Below are 25,555 nucleotides of genomic sequence, written 5' to 3' on the forward strand. Positions count from 1 at the left end.
GTGAAAAGTTTCGCATGGCGGTTTCCGGCGATCTGCCCGCCCCCCTCGGTGCCCGTAAAGCCCCTTGTCAGGCCTGTTTAAAGAAGGAGTTCCAGCCTCCGGCGGGCGCCTGTCCGACCTCCAGCGTACGGAGCTTGGCGAGGACGGCGGGATCCTGTGCGTCGAGCCAGTCGACGTACTGCCGGAACGAGACGAGGCGCACGTCGTCCTGGTCCGCCACCTTCTTGATCACTTCTTCCACGGCGTCCATGTAGATGCCGCCGTTCCACTCCTCGAAGTGGTTGCCGATGTAGAAGGGCGCGCGATTCGTCTCGTACGCGCGCTGGAATCCGGCGAGATAGGCGTCGGTCGCCTGCTTGCGCCAGCCGGGATAGCGCGAGGGCATGCCCTTGGTCGAATTCCGGGACTGGTTGGCGAGGATGTTGTAGTCCATCGAGAGCACTTCGAAGGAGTGCCCGGGGAACGGCATCGCCTGGAGCGGCAGGTCCCAGATGCCCCCGCGCTTCACGGGCCACGTCTGGCGGCCCCCCGGCGAGCTGGCGTCGTAGCGCCAGCCGAGCTTGCTCGCGGTGGGCAGCAGGCTGTCCTGGCCGAGCAGGCAGGGGGTGCGGCCGCCGATCAGTTCCTTGCGGTAGTCGAAGGGAAGGGGGTCCTCGTCCTCCCATCCGGTGTGGGAGCGCCATTCCGTGACGAACGACACAGCCTGATTGATCTCGCTGTGCCATTGGGCGGGCGTCCAGCGCTCCACCGATCCGGAACCGCCGCAGAAATGCCCGTTGAAGTGGGTGCCGATCTCGTGGCCGTCCAGCCACGCCTGGCGCACGTACTTCAGCGTGTCCTTGATGTGGTCGTCGGTGAGATAACCGATGTCGGAGGCGCCGCGCGGGTTGTTCGGCGGCCGGTAGAGGGATTTCTTCGACTCGGGCAGCAGATAGATCCCGGAGAGGAAGAACGTCATCGCCGCGTCGTGTTCCCTGGCGAGTTCGAGAAAGCGCGGGAAGAGTCCGTTGCCGACCTCGCCGGCCCCGTCCCAGGAAAAGATCACGAACTGCGGCGGCTTCTGGCCCGGTTCGAGCGGGACCGGCGCCTGCGGCTGACGGGGCTGTTTTCCGGTGTCGGCGGTCGAGCCGTCGCCGATCAGCCGGATCTTGTTCTTCGGCGCGCCGTTTCCGCTGCCGCTGCCGTTCCCGTTCCCGCCGGTCCCGGCGTCACCGGTGCCGCTCCGGCCGGACGACCCTCCGTCACCGGAGGAGCCGGAGGTTCCGCACCCGGCGAGCCCGATCGCGGCTGCGGCCCCGAGCCCCGCGCCGAGCAGGCCCCTTCGATTGATGTCGCGCATACCGTCCCCATCTGCGGTCGTTTTATCTCAAGCTCATACAAACTGCCGAAGGGGTAGATGGGGCGCGTAACACGTCGGTTCCGAACATTTGGGGACTTTCTTTACGCTTTACCTTCTGATCGTCCGACAGTCCGACCGGTCACAGCGCCACACCCCTGCGGTGCTCGCACGTACGTGCGCGTCATCCGGGGAGGGGGACGCGGGGGCGCCCCTCCGCAGTTCTGCCCCCGGGCGGCGGATCTCCGCCCCGGTGGACCGCCCGCCGGCCGACCCCGCCGCCGGGGCGGCTTCCCGGGATCCTCGAACTCATGCGCGGGCGGAGGGCGGAGGCAGGGGCGGCGGAGGCGTCCGGGGGCGGACGACGAACGGGACCGGCCACCGTCGTGACGGTGACCGGTCCCGTGACGTACCGGCTTCTCCGGGCGGGCGTCGCCCTCGGACCCTCCCCCGGCGGGCGTCACCCTCGGGGCTCCCCCGGGCGGGGGCCGGCTAAGCGCCGAACGCCTTGGACTGCCCCGGCTTCCCCTTCACCGGCTTCGCCCCGGCCAGCAGGTGGACGGGCACCAGGTCCCGGGCCGGCTCCGAATAGCCGACCGAGACGATCCGGTCGCCCCGGTAGGTGAAGCTGGTCAGCGAGGCCAGCGTGCACTGCCGCTTCCGCGGGTCGTGCCACAGCCGGCGGCGCTCCACGAAGGAGCGCAGGATCCAGATCGGCAGCTGGTGGCTGACGCAGACCGCCTCGTGCCCGCGCGCCGCGTCCCGCGCGGTGTCGATCGCGCCCATCATCCGCACGACCTGTTCGATGTACGGCTCGCCCCAGGACGGCTTGAACGGGTTGGTGAGGTGCTTCCAGTTGTCCGGCCTGCGCAGCGCGCCGTCCCCGACGCCGAAGGTCTTGCCCTCGAAGACGTTGGCGGCCTCGATCAGCCGGGCGTCGGTGGCCGGCTCCAGACCGTGCGCCCGGGCGATCGGGTCGGCGGTCTCCTGGGCCCGCTCCAGCGGGGAGGCGACGACATGGGTGACGTCGCGCTTCTCCAGGTGCTCGGCCACCCGGTCGGCCATCTTCCGGCCCAGGTCGGAGAGGTGGTAGCCGGAGCGCCGCCCGTAGAGCACGCCGTCCGGGTTGTGCACCTCGCCGTGCCGGACCACGTGCACCACGGTCAGCTGCTCGTCCCGGTCCACGTTCCCGCTCCTCCCGTTCGCGCTCTTCCCGGCGTCGCTCTTCCCGCTCATGCGGTGGCCTCCGCCGCGGCGCGGGCGGCGGCGGGCAGCGCGGCGGCGATGCGCTCGACCGCCCGCTCGTCGTGGGCCGTGGAGACGAACCAGGACTCGAACGCGGAGGGCGGCAGGTAGACGCCGCGGGCCAGCATCGCGTGGAAGAACGCGGTGAAGCGGAAGACGTCCTGCTGCTTGGCGTCGTCGTAGTTCCGCACCGGCCGGTCGGTGAAGAAGACGGAGAACATGTTGCTCGCGGCCGAGACCGTGTGCGCGACGCCCTCCTTGGCGAGCGCGTCGCCCACCAGCGTGCGCAGCTCGGCGGAGACCGCGTCGAGCTTCGCGTACGCCGCGTCGTCCAGCAGCCGCAGCTGGGCGAGGCCCGCCGCCGTGGCGACCGGGTTCCCGGAGAGGGTGCCCGCCTGGTAGACCGGGCCCGCCGGAGCGAGGTGCGCCATCACGTCGCCGCGCCCGCCGAAGGCCGCGGCGGGGAAGCCGCCGCCCATCACCTTGCCGAAGGTCATCAGGTCGGGCCGGACGCCGTCGACGCCGTACCAGCCGGCCTTCGACGTACGGAAGCCCGTCATGACCTCGTCGGAGATGTACAGCGCGCCGTGGGCCGCGCACAGCTCCTTGAGCCCGGCGTTGAAGCCGTCCGCCGGCGGGACGACGCCCATGTTGCCGGGGGACGCCTCGGTGATCACGCAGGCGATCTCGCCCGGGTGCGCGGCGAAGGCGGCCCGCACCGCGTCCAGGTCGTTGTACGGCAGCACGACGGTGTCCCCGGCCGTGGCTCCGGTGACGCCCGGGGTGTCGGGCAGCCCGAAGGTGGCGAGCCCCGAGCCGGCGGCGGCGAGCAGCGCGTCCACGTGGCCGTGGTAGCAGCCGGCGAACTTCACGACCTTGGCCCGGCCCGTGAAACCGCGGGCCAGCCGGATCGCCGACATGGTCGCCTCGGTGCCGGAGGAGACCAGGCGCACCTGCTCCACGGGCTCGATCCGCGCCACGATCTCCTCGGCGAGGGCGACCTCGCCCTCGCCCGGCGTACCGAAGGAGGTCCCCCGGGTCACCGCCTCCTGGACCGCGGCGACGACCTCGGGGTGGGAGTGGCCGAGAATCATCGGCCCCCACGAGCAGACGAGGTCGACGTACTCGCGACCGTCCGCGTCGGTGAGGTACGGACCGGTGCCGGACACCATGAACCGGGGCGTACCGCCCACGGCCCGGAAGGCACGCACGGGAGAGTTCACGCCGCCGGGCGTCACGACGGACGCCCGGTCGAACAGCGACTGTGAAACTGGGGCTTCGTATGAATACGCCACTTTGGTCCTGATCTGCGGTTCGGGTATCGGGAGGCCGGGCCGGGAAATCCCTACCAATCTCGGCCACCGGTGAGCAGGGAGCGCGCTCCCCTCGTATCACGAAAGAGCGTCAGCCCCCTCGCGTCTGCGAAACTGGGGCGTCATAGGGAAAGCTCACACATGCCATGGTGTCAGAGGCACGGACGGTCTTGCGGGCAGGTGTTTCGCCGCACGCCCGCGGGGGAGGTCACTGACACGGTGATCGGGTTGCGCGGCGGGGGCTGTGCCTCCTAAGAAGTAGTCGGGTGGATGAGATATGCATCGCGGTGGCGGAGTGGGCGAAGGGACCGACGACCTGGGGCCCGAGCCTGCCCGTCGAGGGCGGCACCGGCGCAGGACCGAGCGCGCGCAGAGGAGGGGTGCGGAGAGCACGCCGCCCCCCGGGACCAGGAGCGGGGGCGGGATGGGGGTGACCTACAAGTACTTCGGGGCCCCGGACGGCGCCACCGCCGCACGGGTGCCCATCTCGATGCGCCCGGAGGAGCTCGGCGGCGACGAGCTGGGCATGGGCGGCATGTTCACCAAGATCAAGCCGGAGACCGTGGCCGCCATGGTCCTGACCGGCATCCAGGGCATACCTCTGCACAAGGTGCCCCCGCTGGAGCTGGTGGTCCTCCACCCCGACTACGCGGTGGTGAAGCTCCCGATGACCGTGGTCGACCCGCTGCGCGGCGTCGGCGAGGAGTCGGTGGGCGCGGCGGCCTTCATCTGGTCCACGGTCCCCGACCGCGGCGGCCCGCGCGACGCCTTCAACGTCTACCAGCTGCTCCACGAGTGGCAGGACTTCTCCCACCGCCTGCACGACGCGGGCCACCAGGCGTACTGCCTCGTGTGGCCCTGAGCGGGGCGGCGCAGCGCCCGGTCCGGCCGGGGGCGGGGCGGCGTACCGCCCGGCCGTGAGCGGGGGCGGCGTACCGTTCCCGGCCGGACCGCCCACGCCGTCAGCCCCCGCCCGCCACCGTCAGCTCCCGCCCACCGCCCTCGCGCCGGACGCGCCGCTCGTCCCGGACGCCCGTTCCGGAGTCCACCCCGGGTCGCGCCCCGTCACGGCCAGCAGCCGCTCGAAGGGCGTGGCGTCCTCCCCCACCGGGAAGGGCTCCCCGAACACCTTCATCTCCCGGGCCTGCGGAGCCATCGCCGCCAGCCCCGGGCCCACCGCGTCGAGCACGCCCGGCTCCGGCACGAAGTCCCCGCCGGTCGCCCGCGCCAGGTCCCAGGCGTGCACGGTCAGATCGCCCAGCACCATGAGCCCCACGGTCCGGGCCGGCAGCCCCATCTTCCCCGTGGTGCCCTCCTCGGCCCCCGGCGCGCTCCACGCCTCCACCAGCCGCGCCGTCTCCTCACCGAACCTGCCCCGCCAACCGGCCGTCACGAAATCCGGCTCCTGGCTGAAATCCACCTCCTCACGGGCGGCGAGCGCCTGGAAGTTCACGACCACCAGGAACAGGTGGTTCACCAGCGCCCGCACGTCGTACTCGGCGCACGGCGTGGGGTCTCCCAGCCGCGCGTCGTCGATGCCGCGCACGACGGGCAGCGCCCGGTCCGCGGCGGCTTCCAGCAGTTCACCGATCTTCTGCGTCATGGATCCACCCTGCGTCCCGCACCGGCACGGCGTCTTGAAGAAACACGACGGACGGGCAGGTCGGCGGCGCGGGCGCGGCCTACGATCGTCGCCATGGCAGACGGACCGCGCCGCGACACCCGGGGCATCGTCGACGCCCCGGACCTCTTCGCCCGCGTACGCTTCCGCCGCCGCGCGCCCGCCGCCCCGCTCCGCCCGTACCTGGAGCACTACTGGCTGATCGACTGGGACCTGGCCGAGCCGTACGCCGCCCACGTCGTCCCGCACCCCTCGGTCAACCTGGTCTTCCAGCGGTACGAGACCGGGAACGGCACGCCGGACCGGCCCGGGCACGCCGAGGTGGCCGGCGTCGCCCCCCGTCTCTTCACCCGGAAGCTGGCCGGGCGCGGCCGGGTCTGCGGGGTCCAGTTCCGGCCGGGCGGCTTCCGCCCGTTCGCACCGGAGCACGCCGTCCGCGAGCTGACCGGCCGCCGGGTGGCCGCCGCCGACGTGCTCCGTACGCCGCCGCCGGTGGACGCCGTCCTGGAGCCGGACGACGAGGACGCGCGGGTCGCGGCCCTGGACGCCTGCCTCCTGGCCCTGGAGCCCCGCCCCGACCCCCGGGCGACCCTGGCGATGACCGCCGTCGACCGGGTCCGCACGGACCGCACCCTGCGCCGCGCCGACCGGCTCGCCCGGGACACGGGGCTCTCCCCGCGCTCCCTGCAACGGCTGTTCTCCGCCTACGTCGGCGTCGGCCCCAAGTGGGTCATCCTCCGCTACCGCATCCACGAGGCCCTGGAGCGCGCCGGTTCCGGCGCGGCCGTCGACTGGGCGCGGCTCGCGGCGGACCTCGGCTACAGCGACCAGGCCCATCTGGTGCGGGACTTCACCGCGACGGTCGGCGCGCCCCCCACGGCGTTCGCCCCGCGCTGACCGCCGCCGCACGCGTACGGGCACGATCCGCCCCCGTACGCGGACCGGCGCGGGCGCCCCGGCGTGAAAGGGCGTGCACGGGCGGAGGCGTCCCGCCGGGCGGGGGCCGGTCGCACGCCCCCGCGCGCCCCGCGAAATCCCTGGCAGTCCGTCCCCCGCCGGTGGCATCCTGACCAGGTGAACGGACCCGAGATCACCGTGGAAGTAGCCCCTGAACTGCGGCTTTTCGTTCCGCATGAGCGTCGCGGCGGCCCCACGCCCCTCGTCACGGACGGCGCCTCGACCCTCGGCCACGTCGTCGAGTCCCTGGGCATCCCGCTCACCGAGGCCGGCGCGCTGCTGGTGAACGGCGATCCGGTGGCCCGTTCGCACGTTCCGGGCCCCGGCGAACACGTCGACGTACGCGCGGTGGATCGCCCCCAGCAGCTCCCGGGCGCGCCCCTGCGCTTCCTCCTCGACGTCCACCTCGGCACGCTGGCCCGCCGGTTGCGGCTCCTCGGCGTCGACGCGGCCTACGAGAGCGAGGACATCGGCGACCCCGCCCTCGCCGCCCTCTCGGCGCGGGAACGGCGTGTCCTGCTCTCCCGGGACCGGGGGCTGCTGCGCCGCCGCGAGATCTGGGCGGGGGCGTACGTCTACAGCGACCGCCCCCAGGAGCAACTGCGCGACGTCCTCGGCCGCTTCGCCCCCGCCCTGGCCCCGTGGACCCGGTGCACCGCCTGCAACGGCGTCCTGGCCGTGGCCGCCAAGGACACCGTGAGGGGGCTGCTGGAGCACGGCACCCAGGAGGCGTACGACGTGTTCGCCCAGTGCACGCGGTGCGACCGGGTCTACTGGCGCGGGGCCCACCACGGCCACCTGGAGACGATCGTCTCCGAGGCGGTCCGCGAGTTCGGGGGCGCGACGGCGTAGGGGCGCCCCGCGTACGCCCGCGCACGGGCCGGTCCGCGACGCCTGCCTATCCTTTCCCCGTACCCGATCAGCAGTCCGAGGAGATCGCCATGGCCGCCACCCCCATCGCCGTCGTCACCGGCGCGAGCAGCGGCATCGGCGCCGCGACCGCCCGTACGCTGGCCGCCGCCGGGTTCCGGGTGGTGCTGACCGCCCGCCGCAAGGACCGCATCGAGGCGCTCGCGGCCGAGCTGAACGAGGCCGGACACCAGGCGACGGCATACCCGCTGGACGTCACCGACCGGGCGGCGGTCGACGAGTTCGCCACCGCGTTCCGCACCCTCGCCGTCCTCGTCAACAACGCGGGCGGGGCGCTCGGGGCCGACCCGGTGGCGACCGGCGACCCGGCGGACTGGCGCCAGATGTACGAGACCAACGTCATCGGCACCCTCAACGTCACGCAGGCCCTGCTGCCCGCCCTCACCGCGAGCGGCGACGGCACGATCGTGATCCTCTCCTCCACCGCGGCCCTCTCCTCCTACGAGGGCGGCGGCGGTTACGTGGCGGCCAAGCACGGCGAACACGTCCTGGCCGAAACCCTGCGGCTGGAGATCGTCGGCACCCCGGTCCGGGTCATCGAGGTGGCCCCCGGCATGGTCAGGACCGAGGAGTTCGCCACCACCCGCTTCCGGGGCGACACGGAGAAGGCCGCCAAGGTCTACGCGGGCGTCGACGCCCCGCTGACCGCCGAGGACGTGGCCGACACGATCGGCTGGGCGGTCTCCCGCCCCAGCCACGTCAACATCGACCTGCTGGTGGTCCGCCCCCGCGCCCAGGCGTCCAACACGAAGGTCCACCGGGAGCTCTGAGCCCCCGGCCGGTGCTCTCCCCCCGCTCGCCAAGAAGGTAAGCGAGGGGGGAGCACCCGTCGGCCTGCGGGACGCACGGGCGCAGGGCGCAGGGCGCAGTGGGAGCACGGCGCGGTGCGAAGTGCGATGCGCGGAGCCGCCTCAGCCCTTCACACACACCACCTGCTTGAGCTTGGCGACGACCTGGACCAGATCCCTCTGCTGATCGATGACCTGCTCGATCGGCTTGTACGCCCCCGGGATCTCGTCCACGACACCGGAGTCCTTCCGGCACTCCACGCCCCGCGTCTGCTCCTCCAGGTCCCTGGTCGAGAACCGCCGCTTCGCCGCGCTGCGGCTCATCCGGCGTCCCGCGCCGTGTGACGCCGAGTTGAACGACTTCTCGTTGCCGAGGCCCTTGACGATGTACGAACCCGTGCCCATGGACCCCGGGATGATCCCGTAGTCACCGGACCCCGCCCGGATCGCACCCTTGCGGGTGACCAGCAGGTCCATGCCGTCGTACCGCTCCTCCGCCACGTAGTTGTGGTGGCAGGAGATGACCGGGTCGAAGGTCACCCGGGCCTTCTTGAACTCCCTGCGGACCACGTCCTGGAAGAGCCCCATCATGATCGCCCGGTTGAACTTCGCGTACTCCTGCGCCCAGAAGAGGTCGTTGCGGTACGCGGCCATCTGCGGCGTGTCCGCGACGAACACCGCCAGGTCGCGGTCGATCAGCCCCTGGTTGTGCGGGAGCTTCTGCGCCTGGCCGATGTGGAAGTCGGCCAGCTCCTTGCCGATGTTCCGCGAACCGGAATGCAGCATCAACCAGACAGAACCATCCCCATCGAGACAAAACTCGATAAAATGATTACCCGATCCAAGCGTCCCCATCTGCTTCGTGGCGCGTTCCTGGCGGAACTTCACCGCGTCGGCGATCCCCCCGAACCGCCCCCAGAAGTCGTCCCACCCCGCCGTCGGGAAGCCGTGCAGCCGCCCCGGGTCCACCGCGTCGTCGTGCATCCCGCGGCCGACCGGAATGGCCTGCTCGATCTTGGAGCGGAGCCGGGACAGGTCGCCCGGGAGGTCGTTGGCGGTGAGGGACGTCTTCACCGCCGACATCCCGCAGCCGATGTCCACGCCCACCGCCGCCGGGCAGACCGCGCCGTGCATCGCGATGACCGAGCCGACCGTCGCCCCCTTGCCGAAGTGGACGTCCGGCATGACGGCGAGGCCCTTGATCCACGGCAGCGTGGAGACGTTGCGCAGCTGCTGCATCGCGCCCTCCTCGACCGTCGCGGGGTCCGCCCACATCCGGATGGGGACCTTCGCCCCCGGCACCTCTACGTACGACATAACTCCTCGATTCCCCCGAAAAGACAGAAAGCGCAATACCGGTGCCAAGATCGGCAAACCCGTCGGCCGACCGGCATCCACGGCGGCGCGTGCGATACACATTGTGTCCATCGGCCGCCCTCGGGCGGCAACACGTTTTCCGTACCGAAGGGAGCCTGGGACGGTGCGACACAAGGCGTACGTACCCGGCGTCGCGCTTCTCGCGGCACTCGTCGTCGGCTGCAGCGCCGACGGCGGCGACGACGCGAACGGCGCCGACGGCAAGCCGGGCGGCCCGGTGGTCTCCCCCGCCCCTCCGGGCAGGTACCTGACCCTGCCCGCGCCGTGCCGCGCCGTGCCGCGCCCCCTGCTGAAGGACCTGCTGCCGGGCGCGGCGGAGCTTCCGGGGAACCAGCAGGAGAAGGTGTTCCGGGGTTCGGCGGCCGTCACGTACGACACCGACCGCAAGGTCGGCTGCAGTTGGAAGGCCGACGCGCCGAGCGCCACCCGCAGCCTGGCCATCGACTTCGAGCGCGTCGTCTCGTACGACCCCGCGGTCAGCGACGACGACCGCGCCGACACGGTGTACGAGAAGAAGAAGGACGCGGCGGGCCTGTCGTCCTCGGCGGCCCCCCGGGCGGACGCGGCCGCGACCACCGGGACCCCGGCCGGCGGGGACGGGGGCGGCGGCGAGGAGAAGGGGGGCGCCGCGGACCCCTCGCCCTCCACGAGCACCGGCGACGCCTCTGACGGGGCCCCCGGGAGCGGCGGTCCGGAGGAGGCCCTCCCGTCGCGCGTCCTCGACAACCTGGGAGATGCCGCATTTCTGCAGGATCTGCCCAAAGGGCCGGGTTCCACCGCCCAGAACCACACGGTGAGCGTGGTGTTCCGCACATCGAACGTGGTCGTGACGGTCCGGTACGCCGAGCAGCCGGCCCTCATCACCCAGCGGCCCGACGGCAGGGAACTCCAGGAGAAGGCGCAGGCACTGGCCCGGAAACTGGCCGAGACGCTCAGCGAGTAGGCCCCCGCCCGGGCGGCCCCCACCGGCCGCGTTCCGGCCTCCGGGCCTCCGGGGGGCGGCGCGGGCCGGTCGCCGCCCGTCGTACCGTGGCTGTCCGGAAGACCCGCCGTCCCGCTCCCGAGCCCGCCCGTCCGTACACCGCACGAACCGAGACCTCCAGCACCGAGAGCTCCGTGCCATCCGAGTGAAGGAACCATGCACCGATCTGCCCCGCGCCTGTCCCGCATCCTCGCCTGCGCCGCCGTTCCGGTGATGCTCGTAGCCGTCGGCTGCTCGTCGGACTCCGGCTCCGACGGCAAGAAGAACGCGGGCTCCTCGGCGTCCGGAACGGCCTCCGCCAAGCCCACCGAGCCCACCGTCGAACCGGCGAAGTTCTCCGATCTGCCCGGCGACCCGTGTGCCGCGATCGGGAAGAAGACGATCAAGGACCTGGTGCCCGACGCCAAGAAGAAGAGCGGCACGGCCGGAAAGTCCAGCGATCTCTCGCTCCGGGGCAGCTGCTCCTGGAACGGCCTGGACGACAAGGGCCTCAAGGGTTCGCAGTACCGCTGGCTGGACGTCGGCTTCACCCGGTTCGAGTCGGACCAGGCGCTGGGCAGCGGGGCCGAGCGCGCCACCGCCGACTACACGAAGCAGATCGCCAAGGCGAAGGCGGCCGAGGGCGCCGAGAAGGTGGCCGCCGAGGCCGCGGCCGGCATCGGCGAGGAGGCCACCGTCGTCACGTACGGCCTCACCAAGACGGACGAGGACTTCGAGTACGCCACCGTCGTGGCGCGCACGGGCAACGTCGTCGTCACCCTGACGTACAACGGTGCGGGGTACGCGGGCGGGAAGACGCCCGAGTCCGCGGAGATCGTCGAGGGTGCGCAGCAGGCGGCCAAGGAGGCGATCGCCGCGGTCGAGAAGACCGCCGAGGCCGTTCCCCCGGCCGAGGGCGACGACAAGGACGCCGGCAAGGGCGCCGGGGGCGACAAGGAGGACGGGGCCGAGAGCGGCCAGAAGGACGCGGCCGGCTCCGGGGCCGAGGACTCCCCCAAGGAGAAGGCCAAGGCCACGCCCAAGTCGTGACCTGACGGCCCCGCAGGCCGTCAAACCGCAGGTCCCGTACGTGCGTTGGAGAGCCCGGTCCCCTCGGGGGCCGGGCTCTCCCCCCTCCCCGCGCAACGAAACTCGTACACATGTGCCAGGCTGTGCCATCGCCGGGCGTCTGGGGTTCGGCCGAAAACCGACACCGGGCGCGGAAGCCGGGTTCGGGCAGCACAGGTCGGGAAGGGGATCGCGCGTGGCCGCGATGCAGCTGACACGCACGCACCGCATACTCATCGGGGTCGTCATCGCCGGTGCGGTGGTCATCGCCGCGATCGGTTTCGCGGGTTCCTACGCCGCCGTGCGCGAACTCGCGGAGGACAAGGGCTTCGGCTCGTTCTCCCTGGTCTTCCCGATCGGCATCGACGCGGGCATCTGCGTCCTGCTCGCCCTGGACCTCCTGCTCACCTGGATGCGCATCCCGTTCCCGCTGCTGCGCCAGACGGCGTGGCTGCTGACCGCCGCGACGATCGCGTTCAACGGGGCCGCCTCCTGGCCGGATCCGCTCGGCACCGCGATGCACGCGGTGATCCCGGTGCTGTTCGTCGTCGCCGTCGAGGCCGCCCGGCACGCGGTGGGCCGGATCGCCGACATCACGGCCGACAAGCACATGGAGGGGGTCCGTCTCACCCGCTGGCTGCTCTCGCCGGTGCCCACGTTCAAGCTGTGGCGGCGGATGAAGCTTTGGGAGCTGCGCAGTTACGAGCAGGTCATCAAGCTCGAACAGGACCGGCTGATCTACCAGGCCCGGCTCCAGGCCCGGTTCGGCCGCAACTGGCGGCGCAAGGCCCCGGTCGAGTCGATGATGCCGCTGCGGCTGGCGAAGTACGGCGTCCCGCTGGCCGAGACCGCTCCCGCGGGCCTCGCCGCCGCCGGTATCGAACCGGTGCTGCTCCCGCCGGTCGAGGGCCCCCGCCCGAAGGCGGAGCTGCCCTACGAGCCGCACCCGCAGCCGCAGCAGGGGCAGGAGCAGGAGCAGGCGGGCGAGCACCGGTACGGCCGCGAGCAGGGGTACGAGGGCGGCCCCGGGCAGGGCGGGCAGCAGTCCCAGCAGTCCCAGCAGCAGCATCCTCACCTCCAGCACCCTCAGCAGCACCCTCAGCAGCAGGCCCATCCGCAGGACCGGCACCCCCACCAGCAGGCCCAGCAGGCCCAGCCGCACCAGCCGCAGGACCAGCACCCCGACCCGCAGGTCCAGCCGCACCAGCAGGCCCCGTCGCCCCAGCAGCAGGAGCCCGCCGTCCCGCCCACCCACGACAGCCCCTGGTTCGCGGCGCAGAAGCTGCCGGACACCGCCGCGCACCCCAGCGCGTACGACCCCCGGCAGGGCGAGGGCCTGGAGCACGCCCCGGTCCAGATCCCCTCGGGCCCCGCCCGGACCCGGCCGCTGGGGGACGTGGGCACCATCGGCGCGGTCCCGCACCCCCGCCACGAGGAGGCTCCCGGCGAAGCCCCCGGGGAGGCCCCCGACGAGGCTCCCGAAGAAGTCCTCGCGAACGCCCCCGCCGAAGCCCCCGAGGACGCCCCGCAGTTGGAGGAGTGGTCCCAGGAGGACGCCGAGTTCGCGAACATGGCCTTCGAGGTGTTCAGCGCGTACACGGACGAGCAGGGCGCCTACCCGAGCGCGGAGGTCCTGGAGATCCATCTGGCCGACATCCGCGACGTCCGCCACCCGCGCTCCCGGGAACTGCTCCTGCGCCTGATGCCGGAGTTCAAGCAGGCGTACGTCCCGGCCCGGTCGACGGCCGACCAGACCGCCTGAGGCACGGCCCGGCCGCACGGCGGAGGCACGGCCCCGCGACACGCCGGAGGGCCGCCGCCCGGGGGATTCCCGGGCGGCGGCCCTCCGGCGTACGGGGCGTCGAGCGCCTCTCCGCGCGCCGTTACGCGCCCAGCAGCCTGCGCACCCGGTCCGCCCCCACCGCGAGCAGCAGCGTGGGCAGGCGCGGGCCCGTGTCGCGGCTGACGAGCAGGCGGTAGAGCAGGGCGAAGAAGGACCGCTGCGCGGCCTTCAGCTCCGGCGTCGGCTTGGCGTCGGGCTCCAGGCCGGCCAGCACCTTCGGCACGCCGTAGACGAGCGTGGTGAGGCCGTCCAGCGACCAGTGCGTGTCCAGCCCCTCCAGGAGGAGGCGCAGGGAGTCGCGGCCCTGGTCGTCGAGCGAGCCCAGCAGCTCGGTGTCGGGCTCGTCCCGGACGATGGTGCGGGCCTCGGCCGGGACCTGGGTGGTGATCCAGCTCTCGGCGCGGTCGAGGCGCGGGCGGGCCTCGTCCAGCGAGGTCAGCGGGTTGTCCGGGTCCAGTTCGCTGAGGATGCGCAGCGTCTGGTCCTCGGCTCCGGCGGTGATGTCGGCGACCGAGGCGAGCGTCCGGTACGGGAGGGGGCGCGGGGTGCTGGGCAGCTCCCCGGCCGCCGTGCGGACGGCGCGGGAGTGGGCGGCGGCGTCGGCGGGCAGCACCGTGCCGTCGGCGACCTTCCGGGCCAGCGAGTCCCACTCGTCGTACAGCCGCTGGATCTCCTGGTCGAAGGCGATCTTGAACGACTGGTTGGGCTTGCGGCGGGCGTAGAGCCAGCGCAGCAGCGGTGCCTCCATGATCTTCAGCGCGTCGGCCGGGGTGGGGACCCCGCCCTTGCTGGAGGACATCTTGGCCATGCCGGAGATGCCGACGAAGGCGTACATGGGCCCGATGGGCTGGACGCCGTCGAAGACCTCGCGGACGATCTGGCCGCCGACGACGAAGGAGGAGCCGGGCGAGGAGTGGTCGACGCCGCTGGGCTCGAAGATCACGCCTTCGTAGGCCCAGCGCATCGGCCAGTCGACCTTCCAGACCAGCTTGCCGCGGTTGAACTCGTTGAGCCGGACCGTTTCCGCAAAGCCGCACGCCGAGCAGGTGTAGTTCAGCTCGGTGGTGTCGTCGTCGTAGGAGGTGACGACGGTGAGGTCCTTCTCGCAGTTGCCGCAGTAGGGCTTGTACGGGAAGTAGCCGGCGCTGTTGCCGCTGCCGTCGTCCTCGTCGGCGGCGCCGGAGCCCTCGGCGGCCTCCAGCTCGGCCTCGTCGACCTTCTTCTGCTGCTGGGGCTTCTTGCCGCCGCCCTTGCCCTGGGCCGCCGCCGGGTCCTTCTTCGTCCGGTAGCGGTCGAGGACGGCGTCGATGTCGGCGCGGTGCTTCATGGCGTGCAGGATCTGCTCGCGGTAGGCCCCGGCGGTGTACTGCTCCGTCTGGCTGATTCCGTCGTACTCGACGCCCAGCTCGTCCAGGGCCGCCGTCATGGCGGCCTTGAAGTGCTCGGCCCAGTTCGGGTGCGCGGAGCCGGCCGGGGCGGGCACCGAGGTCAGCGGCTTGCCGATGTGCTCGGCCCAGGACGGGTCGACGCCCGGGACGCCGTTCGGGACCTTGCGGAAGCGGTCGTAGTCATCCCAGGAGATCAGGTGGCGCACGGTGTACCCGCGGCGGCGGATCTCGTCGGCGACCAGGTGCGGGGTCATGACCTCGCGGAGGTTGCCGAGGTGGATCGGGCCCGAGGGCGACAGCCCGGAGGCGACGACGACCGGTTTGCCAGGCGCACGACGCTCCGATTCGGCGATGACATCGTCCGCGAAGCGGGAGACCCAGTCGGTCTCGGTGCTGGTCTGACTCTCGGCCACGGTCGGCACGTCCTTCTCTCGTCTGTCGTTTCCCGATGGGGTACGGGCCATTCTCCCAGCTACCGCCCGCAGCGCGAAAACGGCTTTACGGCGGGCGGGGGCCGCATGCGCGCCGCCTCGTACCGGGTGGGCGCGCCACCTCGTACCGGGTGGGCGCGCCACCCCGTACCGGGGCGGGCGTCGGCCGTAAAACGGTTTTACACCCCGTGGGATACTGGGGAGATCCCTTGTACCCCTACGGAAACGGCAGCCCGTCCCATGCCTGAGCACGGCTCGGTCCCTTCCCTCGCTTCCTCGCTCCAGCAGCAGCTGGCGGACGCCCTGACGGCAGCACTGCCCGATGCCGGCGCCGCCGACCCGCTGCTGCGCCGAAGCGACCGGGCCGACTTCCAGGCCAACGGCATCCTGGCGCTCGCCAAGAAGCTCAAGGGCAACCCCCGGGAGCTGGCCTCCCGGGTGACGGCCGCGCTCCCGGCGGGCGAGCTGATCAAGGACATCGAGGTCTCCGGCCCCGGCTTCCTCAACATCACGCTCTCCGACCGGGCGATCGTCGAGACGCTGGCGGCGCGGGCCGCCGACCCCGCCGGCCGCCTCGGCGTGCCGGTGAACGCCGAGGCCGGGACCACGGTCGTCGACTACGCCCAGCCGAACGTGGCCAAGGAGATGCACGTCGGCCACCTGCGGTCGGCGGTCATCGGCGACGCGATGGTCAAGATCCTGGAGTTCACCGGCGAGAACGTGGTCCGGCGGCACCACATCGGCGACTGGGGCACCCAGTTCGGCATGCTCATCCAGTACCTGATCGAGCACCCGGGCGCGCTGCGGCACGAGGCGGGCGCGGCGGACGGCGCGAGCGAGGGCGAAGCGGCGATGTCGACGCTGAACCGGGTCTACAAGGAGTCCCGGGCCCTGTTCGACGCGGACGAGGAGTTCAAGGCCCGGTCCCGGGACCGGGTGGTGGCGCTCCAGGCCGGCGATCCCGAGACGCTGGAGCTGTGGCAGGGCTTCGTCGACGAGTCGAAGATCTACTTCCACTCCGTGTTCGACAAGCTCGACATGGAGATCAGCGACCCGGACATCGTCGGCGAGTCCGGCTACAACGACATGCTGGAGGAGACCTGCCGCATCCTGGAGGAGACGGGCGTCGCCGTCCGCTCCGAGGGTGCGCTGTGCGTGTTCTTCGACGACGTGAAGGGCCCGGACGGCAACCAGGTCCCGCTCATCGTGAAGAAGACGAACGGCGGCTACGGCTACGCGGCCACCGACCTCTCCGCGATCCGGAACCGGGTGCAGGACCTCAAGGCCGACACCCTGCTGTACGTGGTGGACGCCCGGCAGTCGCTGCACTTCAAGATGGTCTTCGAGACGGCCCGGCGGGCCGGCTGGCTGAACGAGGACGTCAAGGCCGTGCAGCTGGCCTTCGGCACGGTCCTCGGCAAGGACGGCAAGCCGTTCAAGACCCGTGAGGGTGTGACGGTGCGGCTGGAGGACCTCCTCGACGAGGCGGTCGAGCGGGCCACCGCGGTCGTCCGGGAGAAGGCCGAGAAGGTGGGCCTCTCCGAGGAGGAGATCGTCGAGAACGGCCGGTACGTCGGCGTCGGGGCCGTGAAGTACGCGGACCTGTCGACCTCCGCCGTCCGGGACTACAAGTTCGACCTGGACCAGATGGTGGCGCTGAACGGCGACACGTCGGTGTACCTCCAGTACGCGTACGCGCGTATCCGGTCGATCCTGCGCAGGGCCGGGGACGCGGTTCCGGCCGCCCACCCGGAGCTGGAGCTGGCCCCGGCGGAGCGGGCGCTCGGCCTGCACCTGGACCAGTTCGGCGAGGTCCTGGACGAGGTGGCGGCGGGGTACGAGCCGCACAAGCTGGCCGCGTACCTGTACCAGCTGGCCTCGCACCTGACCACGTTCTACGACCAGTGCCAGGTGCTCAGCGCGGACAACACCCCGGAGGTCGTCGAGAACCGGCTCTTCCTGGTCGAGCTGACCGCCCGGACCCTGCACCGGGGGATGGCGCTGCTGGGCATCCGGACGCCCGAGCGGCTCTGACCCCGCACCCCGCTGCCCGTACACCGGCCCCGGCTGCCTGGAAAGGCGCCGGGGCCGACCGCGTGCGGAGGGGTCACTGCGGGCGGCCGAGCGCCCACCCCGACACGTCGGCGAGGCGTCCGCGCCACAGCGGCAGGGAGACGGGGGCCATGGCCCCCGGGACCAGCGTGACGTCCCGCAGGTGAATCCAGCGCGGCAGCCGGTTCGCCCCCGCCGCCTCCTCCTCGGCGCGCAGCTCCCGTACGCCCTGGTCGACCGTCTCCGGGAACTCGGCCAGCAGGTTGGCCCCCTCCCCCTCGACCTGGCGCAGGCTCCTGGCCCACTCGGCCTTCCACTGCTCGTGCCCGATGACATCCCCGTGGAGCAGGCCGCCGGGGTGGGTGAGGGTGAGGGGCAGGCTGGAGCGGGGGTCCTCGTCGAGGAGCTGGATGAGGAGCTGGAGCTGAAGGTCGGGCAGGGGTTCGGTGATCACCGCGGCGGACGGTGCCGGAGAGGTCTCGGCGGTGGTGCTCATGGGCCCTTCCCTTCACATGGCGGACGAGGGGTCGCCCTTCCCGCCTTCCCGCCGAACGCGGGACCACGCCCCCGCGGCGGGTCGCGGGCGGAGGCCGGGTGTGCGGCGCCGCCCACCCCCCCGCAGGCGTCAGCCGCACACCCCCGCGGCCGTCAGCCGCACGCCCCGCAGCCGTCAGAGGAAGCGGCGGATGGGCACGACGGCCGCTTCCCGGGCCCGCTGGAGGAGGTCGCGCCGCTTCCACCGGCCGCGCTCGATCAGCACGCTCCTCTCCCGGTCCTCGTCGAAGTGGCCGTCGAGGGTGGCGGTGAAGTCCCGGTCGAGGACGGCGAGCATGACTTCCTCGTCGTGGTCGAGGGAGCGCCGGTTGAAGTTGGTGGAGCCGATGAGGGCGGCGACCCGGTCCACGGTGATGGACTTCGTGTGCATCATCGTCGGCTGGTACTGGTAGATCTTCACGCCGCAGGCGGTCAGCTCCTCGTAGTACCGCTGGCCGGCGAGCTGGCAGACCCGCTTGTCGGTGTGCGGGCCGGGCAGCAGGATCTCGACCTCCACCCCGCGCCGGGCGGCGGCGCAGAGGAGGCCGGTGAAGTAGGCGTCGGGCGCGAAGTAGGCGGTGGTGAGGCGGACGCGTTCCTCGGCGGACTCCAGGACGATCCGGATCAGGGTCTGCATGTCCTGCCAGCCGAAGGAGGCGGAGCCGCGCACGACCTGGACGACCGCGTCCCCGTGGTGCTCCTCGGTGATGAACCGGTCGCGCTCGTCGAACAGCTCGTCGTGGCACTCGGCCCAGTTCTGGGCGAACGCGGCGGCCAGCCCGTCCACGGCGGGCCCGGTGACCTGGACGTGGGTGTCGCGCCACTCGTGCTCGTTGCGGGCGTCGCCGCACCACTCCTCGGCTATCCCGACGCCGCCGGTGAACGCGGTGCGCTCGTCGACGACGAGGACCTTGCGGTGGCAGCGGTGGTTCTGCTTGAGCGGCGAGAGGTGGAGGGGCTTGCGGAACCAGGTGACGGTGACGCCGGCCCGGTCCATCAGGTCGAGCTGGTCCTTCTCGATGAGCCGCGATCCGAACCCGTCGAGCATCAGCCGCACCCGGACCCCGGCGCGGGCGCGGTCGGCCAGCGCCTCGGCGAACTTGAGGGCGATGTCACCCCGCCAGTAGACGAAGGTCATGAGGTCCACGGTGTGCTCGGCGCCCCGGATCGCCTCCAGCATCGCGCCGAAGATCTGGTCGCCGTTACGGAGCGGGACGAGGGCGTTCCCCTCGGTGGCGGCTATCCCGATCAGCCGTTCCAGCCTGCGTCTGAGCCTGAGGCTCCGCCGCTCGCAGGTGCGATCGTCCAGGGCCGGTCGTTCGGCGGCTTCGGGAGTATCAGCAGCAGTGGCGGACATGGTTTCACCTGATGGGTACGGGGATGAGGCGGCCGTACACCGTCGTCGCTCGGCGGGGCACGGCTGCCGGGGCCTCGCAGACTGTACTCCCGAGTCCCGTCCGCGTGTACGACCGCTGTCGGACAGCGGCGGACGGGCCCGAGGGCTTCGGACCCCGGGCCCCGCCCACCAGCATGCCCCCGAAAGGCGCGGTCACCCGGCGGGCTCCCACCCGTATCCCGGGCCCCCGTGGACGTACACCGGCCGCCCCTTCATCCCGCTGAGGCGGAACGGCTTGCCGTGGTCGTCGATCCGCAGCACGCCCTCCTTGCCGCCGCTGCTCCACTCCAGCTCCAGGTACCAGGTGACGTCGTAGCTCACGGCCTTCATGTCGAGGTTGAAGACCTCCACGTCCTCCGAGGTCACCCGGTAGGGGAAGTCCACGGCCGGGACCTCGATGTCCCCCTGCGACCCCGCCACCGGCCGCAGGGTGGGGTGCCCGGCGTCGAGGTGGGACGCGAAGGTCTGCGGCGTGATCCCGCTGCCGCAGCCGTTGCCCATCAGGTACGCCGACCAGGGCAGCGGAGCCTTCCGCGAGATCACGCGCACGTTCATGCCCTTGAGGACGACGGCCTCGCGCGAGGTCCCCTGCACGGTGAGCTGGAGCAGCATGTTCCCGGCGTCGACCCCGCCGTACGACTCCGCCCAGCCGCGCCGGTCCTGTGGGGCGGGGGGCGGGTCGAGCTTCTCGGGGCCCTGGTTGACCAGGTAGTGCTGGCCGCAGGGCTCGTCCCAGTTGTACGAGGAGATGCTGACGGTCGGCGGAGCCCCGAGGCCCGTGGTGTCCCCGCCTCCGCCGCCGCGCTCGCTCCCGCTCTGCGACCGCTCGGCCCCGGAGGCCGCCGAGGGCTTCCCGGAGGGCTTCCCCGACGCGGACCCGGAGGCGGAGGCGGAGGCACTGGCCGAAGGGCCGGCCGGAGACGGGCTGGCGGAGGGGCGCGGAGTGGCCGACGCGGTGCCCTCCGGGGCCCCGGCGAGCCCCCCGCTCCCGTCCTCCACCCGGTCCGCCGCGCTTCCGCCGCCCTCCTTCCCCGACCCGACGAGGTCGACGGCGGCGACACCGGTGGGCACGAGGAGCGCGGCGACCCCGGCGGCGGCGATGAGCACCCGCGTACGCCGGGAGAGCCGGGACCACCGGGAGCCGGGGGCCGCCGTACCCGCCCGCCCGCCATCGTCGCCGCCCTCACGTGACAGGACGGTCAGCTCGACGGCCCCGGCGGGCACACGGCCCTCGGGAGCTGCGGCCGTCCCGGGAGCTGCGGCCGCCTCGGGGGCTTCGGCCGTCCCGGTGCCCGGGGCACTCCGATCGGCCTCCGCGCCCTCCGGGCCCCGAACGGTTTCGGAGACCCCGCCGGGCTCGGGCTCGACGGCCGCCGCAGGGCCGCGGGTCGCCCCAGGAGCGGCGGCCCCGGTCCCGGCGCCCGCGCCCGCCCCGGCTTCGGTCCCCGCCGGGGGCCGCCGCCGGGCCGCGTCCGCGATGATCCACCGCCGGTGCACCTCCACCAGCTCGTCCCCCGAGGCCCCGCACACCCGCGCGAACCGCTCCACGGGGGCGAACTCGTTCGGCACGGCGTCCCCGTTGCAGTACCGGTGGAGGGTCGACGTACTGACGTGCAGCTTCCCCGCGAGCACCCCGTAGCTGCGTCCCGAACGGTCCTTCAGATTCTTCAGCAGAGCCGCGAACTCCACGGCCTCCGGCGTCGCCACGACGGCGTTCCCCTTCCTCGTGCGTCCCGGAACGGCGTTCCAGGGACGCGGAATCCCCGCAGGTCACCGTACGCGTAGACGTTCCAGCATCCCCAATGGTTCGGCGGGCGTTGCGGCCGGAATCCGCCATCCCACAAGCTCGGACCAGACCACGGCAGCACTGCTGCGGACCGGCCGCCCGACGGGCCCGGCGCAGCGTCCTGCCGGCTCAACTCAACTCATCCATCGAGCACATCGAGTACGGGGAGAACCACCGCCATGCGCACCAACCGCTTCCGCACCACCGCCCTCGCCGCCACCGCCCTGGTGGCCGCCCTCTCCCTCACCGCTTGCGGTGGTGAGGACGAGGCGATGGGGACCAAGACGGCCGGCTCCGCGACCGGGACGGCGGCCCCCGCGGCGACGAGCACCGGTGACAAGACGGGCACCGGTGACACGGAGCAGCCGGAGGCCCCGGCGGCCGGAAAGCCCGAGGCGCAGACCGTCCCCGCCGGGGACAAGCACGCGGGCGGCAACGGCACCGGCACCGGCACCGGCACCGGCGACAACCGGAGCAAGAAGCCGAAGGCCGCGCCGGACGCGGAGGCGGCGGCGGCGATCCCGGCCTGCACGCCCAAGAACTCCCGCGTCAAGGTCTCCTCGGTGAGCCGCCCCATCAACCACCTGCTGCTCACGGTGACCAACACCGGCTCCACCGACTGCGCCGCGTACTACGCCCCGTTCCTCCGTTTCGAGAACGCGCAGGCCGTGTACCCGATCCTGGAGGACAGCAAGCCGCAGGCGGTCGTCACCCTCTCCCCGGGCGAGGAGGCGTACGCGGGCATCGCGCTCCTGGGTGAGCCGGGTGAGGACGAGCCGGTCAAGAGCGCCAACCTCGGCGTGATCACGGTCGACAGGAACAACCAGCCGAAGGGCGAGACCACGCTGAAGCTCCCGGCGGGCACCGTCACGGACAGCCGGGGCTTCGTCACCTACTGGCAGTCGGACCTGGAGACCGCACTGATGTTCTAGGAATAACCCGCCCAGTCGGCATCTCGGGCCAGCGCCTGACCTGCTGTCACCCTGCGCGACCCGTACAGATTTCTTGTACGGGTCGCGCAGGCGTGAAGTGGTTTCCGAGGTGGGAGGGGGAACCGTATGCACCCCAGAAAACGACTGCGCAAGAACGCCTCGTCCATGAAGCTCGTGGGCAAGCTCGTGGCCCGGTTCCGCCTCGAAGCGGGCATGACGCAGGCCGAACTCGCCCTTGCCGCAGGCGTACAGGAGGACACGATCGCCTCCATCGAGCAGGGCAGGCGCTCCCTCGTCCCGGACCTGGCGGACACGATGGACGACCTGCTGGGCACCAAGGGCGCCCTGTCGACGGCGGTCGACAACATGCCCGAAGTCGACCTGATTCCGCTGTGGGCCGAGGACTACATCGACATGGAGCAGGACGCGTTGACGCTGTCCTGGTACGACAACCAGGTCATCCCCGGCCTGCTCCAGACGAAGGCGTACGCGGAGGCGATGTTCCGCAACAGGATTCCGGTCTACAGCCCGGAGGAGATCGAGACGCAGACGGCGACGCGACTGCAACGCCAGCAGATCCTGCACCGGAAGAAACCGCCGACCACGAGCATCGTGATGTGGGAGCCGGCCCTGGTGATGAGGCTGACGTCGGAGGAGGAGCACCGGGAGCAGCTCCGCCACCTGCACGGGATGGCCCAACTGCCGGGCGTCTGCCTCCAGGTGCTCCCGCTGAGCAGCACGGCCCACGCGGGACTGAATGGGCCATTCACTCTTCTGGAGACACCTGACCACCAGCGGGTCGCCTACTCCGAGACCCAGCGCGGCAGCCAACTGATCACCGACCCGAATGAGGTCAGCATCCTCGCCCAGAGATATGCGATGCTGCGAGCCCAGGCGCTCACCCCAGAAGAGACCCTGCGCCTGCTGGCCCGTTTACTGGGAGAGACCATGAGCACCGCACTGAACTGGTTCAAGTCGAGCTACAGCGGCGATGATGGCGGCCAATGCCTCGAAGTAGCGTACGACTGGCGGAAGTCGAGCCACAGCGGCAGCGACGGCGGGCAGTGCGTCGAGATCGCCGCGCACCCCGCCGCCGTTCACGTCCGTGACTCCAAGGACGTCGAAGGCCCGACCTTCACCGTCGCGCCTTCGGCCTGGTCGGCGTTCGCCGCCTACGCGGCCACCGCCTGACCCGCCCGGCCCCCCGCCGTACGGCTCACGACGCCCGGACCGTCTCGTAACGGAGCAGCACGACACCGTTCCCGAAGGTCCGGGTCTCCAGCAGTCGGAGCCTCTGCCGCTCCTCCGTGTCCGGGAAGAAGCGGCGGCCCCGGCCGAGGATGAGCGGGTGGACGTAGATCCGGTACTCGTCGATCAGGTCGTGCCGCCGGAACGACTCCAGCAGACCCGCGCCGCCGACCACCAGATCCCCCGAGGCGGCGTCCCGCAGGCCGCGCACCTGCTCGGGATCGACCTCGTGCAACAGGGTCGCGTTCGGCCCCACACTGTCCAGCGTGCGCGAGAACACGAGCTTCGGCATCTCCCGCCAGATCCCCGCGAACTCGGCCATCGGCCCCTCGTTCTCCGGGTCCTCATCGGCGGTCGGCCAGAACTCCTCCATCAGCTCGTAGGTGACGCGCCCCTCGACGAAGGCGCCCATCGTGCGGAGGCGGTCGTTGAAGTGCTGGTGCAGCTCCTCGTCCACGGTGTGCCAGTCGATGTCCTGGTCGGGCCCCTCGAAGAATCCGTCGAGGGAGAGCGAGATGGACGTGACGATCCTGTTCACAGCGGCTCCTGCCGGATCGGCCCGGTCGCCGGGGGCGGACCGGGTGGCGCGCAACGGCTTTCGACCCTATGCCCGAGCACTGACAGACAGGCCGAGCCGCGCCCGTCCGGCGCCCCCGGCCGCCTCCGTGGCGTACGGAGGACTCCCCGGACCAGGTGTGACGCGGATCGGGCCCGTCGTTTAACGCCTCGACACCGGTCGCGGTGATCGGGCACGCTTCGCGCGATGACACGAATGAACGACACACCGCCCGCGTGGGACGAGCGCACCCAGCTCACCACGTTCCTCGACTTCGCACGCGACACCGCCCGCGCCAAGTGCGAAGGCGTCTCCCCGGAGAACGCCCGCAAGGCGCTCCTGCCGGGTTCGCCGCTGATGACCATGAGCGGAGTGGTCAACCACCTCCGCTGGGTCGAGTACTACTGGTTCCAGGTGGTCTTCCTCGGCGAGGAGGACCTGGCCCCCATGACGGACGAGGACCCGGACCGCGAAATGCGGATCGCCGTCGACTTCCCGCTCACGCAGTTGCTCGACGAATACGCCGAACAGAGCGCCCGCTACCGCGAACTGGTCGCCGGCCACGAGCTGGACGAGCGGGCCCGGAAACCCATCCGCAACGGCCTCCACGTCGACCTGCGCTGGATTCTCCTGCACCTCACCGAGGAGACCGCCCGCCACAACGGCCACCTGGACATCCTGCGCGAGCTGCTCGACGGCGCGACCGGCTACTAAGCCGTTCCCTTCAGATCATCGGATCGCTGGTTGATGCGTGTCGTTGACCGACGCCCTGTGGGCACGCATCGAGCCGTTGCCGCCGGATCGGACTCCGAAGCGGAGTGGGCGGTGGCGTGATCACCGGCAAGAGATCGACGCGATCGCGTTCACGTACCGCACCGGGACACCGTGGAGGGACCTGCCCGAGCGCTTCGGGTCCTGGGAGGGCGCCCACAGCCGTCTGCGGATGTGGGCGGCCGAGGGAACGTGGGAGAAGGTCTTCACCGCGCTGCTCGCGCGACGTCCATGACCGGCCGGCCGGATGTCGCTGCGACCGTGGTTGTACGCGCCACGGGCCCGGTCTGGTGCCGTGGTTGCAGAGCGAACGGAACTGGACCCAGGGGTTGAGGCAGAGGATCAACCCGTCGGGCGACGAGCGGACACCGGCAGCCCGCATACGTTCTGTCCGTCGCGACCGCCGCCCCGGACGGGGCGGCACTCCGCACAAGGGGGCCCACCCCGGCCGCGCCTTCGGGGGACGCGGTCGGGCTGGTCCGACGCGACGTTCTGTCACGCCGAGAAGGGAAGAAACATGATCAACACCAAGAAGTCCGCCGTGCTCCTCTCGGGCGGTGCTCTGGCCGCCGCCGTCCTCATGGGCACGGCCGGTGTCGCCGCGGCCGCCCCGGCGGAGGCCGTGCCGGCCGCCACGGCCGCCACCACGGCCTCCGGCTGGTACTGCGGCTGGGAGTCCGGCACCCCGTACACCGACCGGGGCGACCGCGGCAACAAGGTGCGCGAGGTGCAGTGCCTCCTGCGGGACGTGTGGGGCTTCAACATCGGCAGCAGCGGTGTCGACGGCGTCTTCGGCGCGGGCACCGAAAGCGCGGTGAAGGCCTTCCAGCGCAGCCGGGGGCTCACGGCCGACGGCAAGGTCGGCCCCAACACCTGGTCCAAGCTCCGCGGCTGGTGACAGCGGCCGGTCGGGACCGGTGAACCGGAACGACCACGGAACGCCATGAGGTGCCGGCCCGCGCTCCGCGGGCCGGCACCCCCTCCGACGGGTTCCACCCCCTGTGCCGGTCCGAGCGGTCGCC

Annotated in this window: 23 protein-coding genes and 1 pseudogene; 14 read left to right on the plus strand and 10 right to left on the minus strand. The window is 71.9% G+C overall.

Going from position 1 to position 25,555, the window contains the following annotated elements; genetic code table 11:
- Nucleotides 1–67 precede the first annotated feature (67 nt).
- From ACH4K1_RS12035 to hemL, 3 genes are all read right to left on the minus strand, one after another.
- Entirely contained in the window at nucleotides 68–1,339 is a 1,272-nt protein-coding gene (locus ACH4K1_RS12035) for a hypothetical protein (protein WP_398088782.1), read from the minus strand.
- Nucleotides 1,340–1,828: 489 nt separating this feature from the next.
- Nucleotides 1,829–2,572 carry a histidine phosphatase family protein gene (locus tag ACH4K1_RS12040; RefSeq protein WP_398088784.1) on the minus strand — a complete coding sequence of 248 codons (744 nt, stop codon included), beginning with the start codon at nucleotides 2,570–2,572 and terminating at the stop codon, nucleotides 1,829–1,831.
- Complete coding sequence (gene hemL / locus ACH4K1_RS12045; RefSeq protein ID WP_398088878.1) at nucleotides 2,569–3,840, minus strand: glutamate-1-semialdehyde 2,1-aminomutase; 1,272 nt, start codon at nucleotides 3,838–3,840, stop codon at nucleotides 2,569–2,571. The genes ACH4K1_RS12040 and hemL overlap by 4 nt, the downstream gene beginning before the upstream one ends.
- Nucleotides 3,841–4,171: 331 nt before the next feature.
- Between hemL and ACH4K1_RS12050 the strand changes: the two genes are divergently transcribed.
- On the plus strand, nucleotides 4,172–4,756 hold the full coding sequence (locus ACH4K1_RS12050; protein WP_228990683.1) for a hypothetical protein: 585 nt from the start codon (nucleotides 4,172–4,174) through the stop codon (nucleotides 4,754–4,756).
- Between the two features lie 120 nt (nucleotides 4,757–4,876).
- Here ACH4K1_RS12050 and ACH4K1_RS12055 read toward each other — a convergent pair whose 3' ends face one another.
- Nucleotides 4,877–5,497: a TIGR03086 family metal-binding protein gene (locus ACH4K1_RS12055; RefSeq protein ID WP_398088786.1), complete on the minus strand. Its 621-nt coding sequence runs from the start codon at nucleotides 5,495–5,497 to the stop codon at nucleotides 4,877–4,879.
- Between the two features lie 93 nt (nucleotides 5,498–5,590).
- On the opposite strand from ACH4K1_RS12055, the gene ACH4K1_RS12060 reads away from it, so the two are divergent.
- From ACH4K1_RS12060 to ACH4K1_RS12070, 3 genes are all read left to right on the plus strand, one after another.
- Nucleotides 5,591–6,412, plus strand: coding sequence for a DUF6597 domain-containing transcriptional factor (locus tag ACH4K1_RS12060; RefSeq protein ID WP_398088787.1), 822 nt, complete (start codon nucleotides 5,591–5,593; stop codon nucleotides 6,410–6,412).
- Nucleotides 6,413–6,589: 177 nt separating this feature from the next.
- Nucleotides 6,590–7,324 carry a Mut7-C RNAse domain-containing protein gene (locus tag ACH4K1_RS12065; RefSeq protein WP_398088789.1) on the plus strand — a complete coding sequence of 245 codons (735 nt, stop codon included), beginning with the start codon at nucleotides 6,590–6,592 and terminating at the stop codon, nucleotides 7,322–7,324.
- An 89-nt stretch (nucleotides 7,325–7,413) separates the two neighbouring features.
- Complete coding sequence (locus ACH4K1_RS12070; RefSeq protein ID WP_228990679.1) at nucleotides 7,414–8,172, plus strand: SDR family NAD(P)-dependent oxidoreductase; 759 nt, start codon at nucleotides 7,414–7,416, stop codon at nucleotides 8,170–8,172.
- 141 nt (nucleotides 8,173–8,313) lie between these two features.
- Here ACH4K1_RS12070 and ACH4K1_RS12075 read toward each other — a convergent pair whose 3' ends face one another.
- Nucleotides 8,314–9,507: an RtcB family protein gene (locus tag ACH4K1_RS12075; protein WP_398088791.1), complete on the minus strand. Its 1,194-nt coding sequence runs from the start codon at nucleotides 9,505–9,507 to the stop codon at nucleotides 8,314–8,316.
- A 163-nt stretch (nucleotides 9,508–9,670) separates the two neighbouring features.
- On the opposite strand from ACH4K1_RS12075, the gene ACH4K1_RS12080 reads away from it, so the two are divergent.
- The 3 genes from ACH4K1_RS12080 to ACH4K1_RS12090 all read left to right on the plus strand — a co-directional run bounded on the left by ACH4K1_RS12080 (nucleotide 9,671) and on the right by ACH4K1_RS12090 (nucleotide 13,358).
- Nucleotides 9,671–10,510 (plus strand): DUF3558 domain-containing protein, encoded by an 840-nt coding sequence (locus ACH4K1_RS12080; RefSeq protein ID WP_398088792.1) that lies wholly within the window; start codon nucleotides 9,671–9,673, stop codon nucleotides 10,508–10,510.
- A 195-nt stretch (nucleotides 10,511–10,705) separates the two neighbouring features.
- Nucleotides 10,706–11,578, plus strand: a complete 873-nt coding sequence (locus ACH4K1_RS12085; protein WP_398088794.1) for a DUF3558 domain-containing protein — start codon at nucleotides 10,706–10,708, stop codon at nucleotides 11,576–11,578.
- Between the two features lie 214 nt (nucleotides 11,579–11,792).
- Nucleotides 11,793–13,358 carry a DUF2637 domain-containing protein gene (locus ACH4K1_RS12090; RefSeq protein WP_398088795.1) on the plus strand — a complete coding sequence of 522 codons (1,566 nt, stop codon included), beginning with the start codon at nucleotides 11,793–11,795 and terminating at the stop codon, nucleotides 13,356–13,358.
- Nucleotides 13,359–13,479: 121 nt separating this feature from the next.
- Here the strand turns inward: ACH4K1_RS12090 and lysS are convergent, their stop codons facing one another.
- The gene (gene lysS / locus ACH4K1_RS12095; protein ID WP_398088796.1) at nucleotides 13,480–15,249 is read right to left on the minus strand and encodes a lysine--tRNA ligase; all 1,770 of its coding nucleotides are present in this window, start codon (nucleotides 15,247–15,249) and stop codon (nucleotides 13,480–13,482) included.
- A gap of 249 nt (nucleotides 15,250–15,498) precedes the next feature.
- Between lysS and argS the strand changes: the two genes are divergently transcribed.
- Complete coding sequence (argS, locus tag ACH4K1_RS12100) at nucleotides 15,499–17,292, plus strand: arginine--tRNA ligase (RefSeq protein WP_398088798.1); 1,794 nt, start codon at nucleotides 15,499–15,501, stop codon at nucleotides 17,290–17,292.
- 73 nt (nucleotides 17,293–17,365) lie between these two features.
- Here argS and ACH4K1_RS12105 read toward each other — a convergent pair whose 3' ends face one another.
- The 3 genes from ACH4K1_RS12105 to ACH4K1_RS12115 form a co-directional block, all read right to left on the minus strand.
- On the minus strand, nucleotides 17,366–17,806 hold the full coding sequence (locus ACH4K1_RS12105; protein WP_398088800.1) for a hypothetical protein: 441 nt from the start codon (nucleotides 17,804–17,806) through the stop codon (nucleotides 17,366–17,368).
- A 174-nt stretch (nucleotides 17,807–17,980) separates the two neighbouring features.
- On the minus strand, nucleotides 17,981–19,201 hold the full coding sequence (locus ACH4K1_RS12110; protein ID WP_398088802.1) for a phosphatidylserine/phosphatidylglycerophosphate/cardiolipin synthase family protein: 1,221 nt from the start codon (nucleotides 19,199–19,201) through the stop codon (nucleotides 17,981–17,983).
- Nucleotides 19,202–19,393: 192 nt separating this feature from the next.
- Complete coding sequence (locus ACH4K1_RS12115) at nucleotides 19,394–20,947, minus strand: helix-turn-helix domain-containing protein (protein ID WP_398088804.1); 1,554 nt, start codon at nucleotides 20,945–20,947, stop codon at nucleotides 19,394–19,396.
- Between the two features lie 258 nt (nucleotides 20,948–21,205).
- Here ACH4K1_RS12115 and ACH4K1_RS12120 point away from each other — a divergent pair, with 258 nt between their 5' ends.
- The 3 genes and pseudogenes from ACH4K1_RS12120 to ACH4K1_RS12130 all read left to right on the plus strand — a co-directional run bounded on the left by ACH4K1_RS12120 (nucleotide 21,206) and on the right by ACH4K1_RS12130 (nucleotide 23,149).
- Nucleotides 21,206–21,958 (plus strand): DUF4232 domain-containing protein, encoded by a 753-nt coding sequence (locus ACH4K1_RS12120; protein ID WP_398088805.1) that lies wholly within the window; start codon nucleotides 21,206–21,208, stop codon nucleotides 21,956–21,958.
- Nucleotides 21,959–22,123: 165 nt separating this feature from the next.
- Nucleotides 22,124–22,906 (plus strand): annotated as a pseudogene (locus tag ACH4K1_RS12125) (Scr1 family TA system antitoxin-like transcriptional regulator); the annotation flags it as partial.
- The gene (locus ACH4K1_RS12130; protein ID WP_398088880.1) at nucleotides 22,907–23,149 is read left to right on the plus strand and encodes a DUF397 domain-containing protein; all 243 of its coding nucleotides are present in this window, start codon (nucleotides 22,907–22,909) and stop codon (nucleotides 23,147–23,149) included.
- Between the two features lie 25 nt (nucleotides 23,150–23,174).
- Here the strand turns inward: ACH4K1_RS12130 and ACH4K1_RS12135 are convergent, their stop codons facing one another.
- Nucleotides 23,175–23,744: a dihydrofolate reductase family protein gene (locus tag ACH4K1_RS12135; RefSeq protein ID WP_398088807.1), complete on the minus strand. Its 570-nt coding sequence runs from the start codon at nucleotides 23,742–23,744 to the stop codon at nucleotides 23,175–23,177.
- A 225-nt stretch (nucleotides 23,745–23,969) separates the two neighbouring features.
- Here ACH4K1_RS12135 and ACH4K1_RS12140 point away from each other — a divergent pair, with 225 nt between their 5' ends.
- The 3 genes from ACH4K1_RS12140 to ACH4K1_RS12150 all read left to right on the plus strand — a co-directional run bounded on the left by ACH4K1_RS12140 (nucleotide 23,970) and on the right by ACH4K1_RS12150 (nucleotide 25,431).
- Nucleotides 23,970–24,476 carry a DinB family protein gene (locus ACH4K1_RS12140; protein WP_398088809.1) on the plus strand — a complete coding sequence of 169 codons (507 nt, stop codon included), beginning with the start codon at nucleotides 23,970–23,972 and terminating at the stop codon, nucleotides 24,474–24,476.
- A 37-nt stretch (nucleotides 24,477–24,513) separates the two neighbouring features.
- The gene (locus ACH4K1_RS12145) at nucleotides 24,514–24,768 is read left to right on the plus strand and encodes a transposase (RefSeq protein WP_398088810.1); all 255 of its coding nucleotides are present in this window, start codon (nucleotides 24,514–24,516) and stop codon (nucleotides 24,766–24,768) included.
- 282 nt (nucleotides 24,769–25,050) lie between these two features.
- Nucleotides 25,051–25,431, plus strand: a complete 381-nt coding sequence (locus tag ACH4K1_RS12150) for a peptidoglycan-binding protein (RefSeq protein WP_398088812.1) — start codon at nucleotides 25,051–25,053, stop codon at nucleotides 25,429–25,431.
- Nucleotides 25,432–25,555 lie beyond the last annotated feature (124 nt).

This window comes from Streptomyces sp. NPDC017448 (assembly GCF_044330565.1).
Taxonomy (GTDB): domain Bacteria; phylum Actinomycetota; class Actinomycetes; order Streptomycetales; family Streptomycetaceae; genus Streptomyces.

Bases quoted from the DNA above. Each gene is read 5' to 3' on its own strand.
- ACH4K1_RS12035 (WP_398088782.1), bottom strand. From the start codon at position 1,339: ATGCGCGACATCAATCGAAGGGGCCTGCTCGGCGCGGGGCTCGGGGCC.
- ACH4K1_RS12040 (WP_398088784.1), bottom strand. From the start codon at position 2,572: ATGAGCGGGAAGAGCGACGCCGGGAAGAGCGCGAACGGGAGGAGCGGG.
- ACH4K1_RS12050 (WP_228990683.1), top strand. From the start codon at position 4,172: ATGCATCGCGGTGGCGGAGTGGGCGAAGGGACCGACGACCTGGGGCCC.
- ACH4K1_RS12055 (WP_398088786.1), bottom strand. From the start codon at position 5,497: ATGACGCAGAAGATCGGTGAACTGCTGGAAGCCGCCGCGGACCGGGCG.
- ACH4K1_RS12060 (WP_398088787.1), top strand. From the start codon at position 5,591: ATGGCAGACGGACCGCGCCGCGACACCCGGGGCATCGTCGACGCCCCG.
- ACH4K1_RS12070 (WP_228990679.1), top strand. From the start codon at position 7,414: ATGGCCGCCACCCCCATCGCCGTCGTCACCGGCGCGAGCAGCGGCATC.
- ACH4K1_RS12075 (WP_398088791.1), bottom strand. From the start codon at position 9,507: ATGTCGTACGTAGAGGTGCCGGGGGCGAAGGTCCCCATCCGGATGTGG.
- ACH4K1_RS12085 (WP_398088794.1), top strand. From the start codon at position 10,706: ATGCACCGATCTGCCCCGCGCCTGTCCCGCATCCTCGCCTGCGCCGCC.
- argS (WP_398088798.1), top strand. From the start codon at position 15,499: ATGCCTGAGCACGGCTCGGTCCCTTCCCTCGCTTCCTCGCTCCAGCAG.
- ACH4K1_RS12105 (WP_398088800.1), bottom strand. From the start codon at position 17,806: ATGAGCACCACCGCCGAGACCTCTCCGGCACCGTCCGCCGCGGTGATC.
- ACH4K1_RS12110 (WP_398088802.1), bottom strand. From the start codon at position 19,201: ATGTCCGCCACTGCTGCTGATACTCCCGAAGCCGCCGAACGACCGGCC.
- ACH4K1_RS12120 (WP_398088805.1), top strand. From the start codon at position 21,206: ATGCGCACCAACCGCTTCCGCACCACCGCCCTCGCCGCCACCGCCCTG.
- ACH4K1_RS12130 (WP_398088880.1), top strand. From the start codon at position 22,907: ATGAGCACCGCACTGAACTGGTTCAAGTCGAGCTACAGCGGCGATGAT.
- ACH4K1_RS12140 (WP_398088809.1), top strand. From the start codon at position 23,970: ATGACACGAATGAACGACACACCGCCCGCGTGGGACGAGCGCACCCAG.
- ACH4K1_RS12150 (WP_398088812.1), top strand. From the start codon at position 25,051: ATGATCAACACCAAGAAGTCCGCCGTGCTCCTCTCGGGCGGTGCTCTG.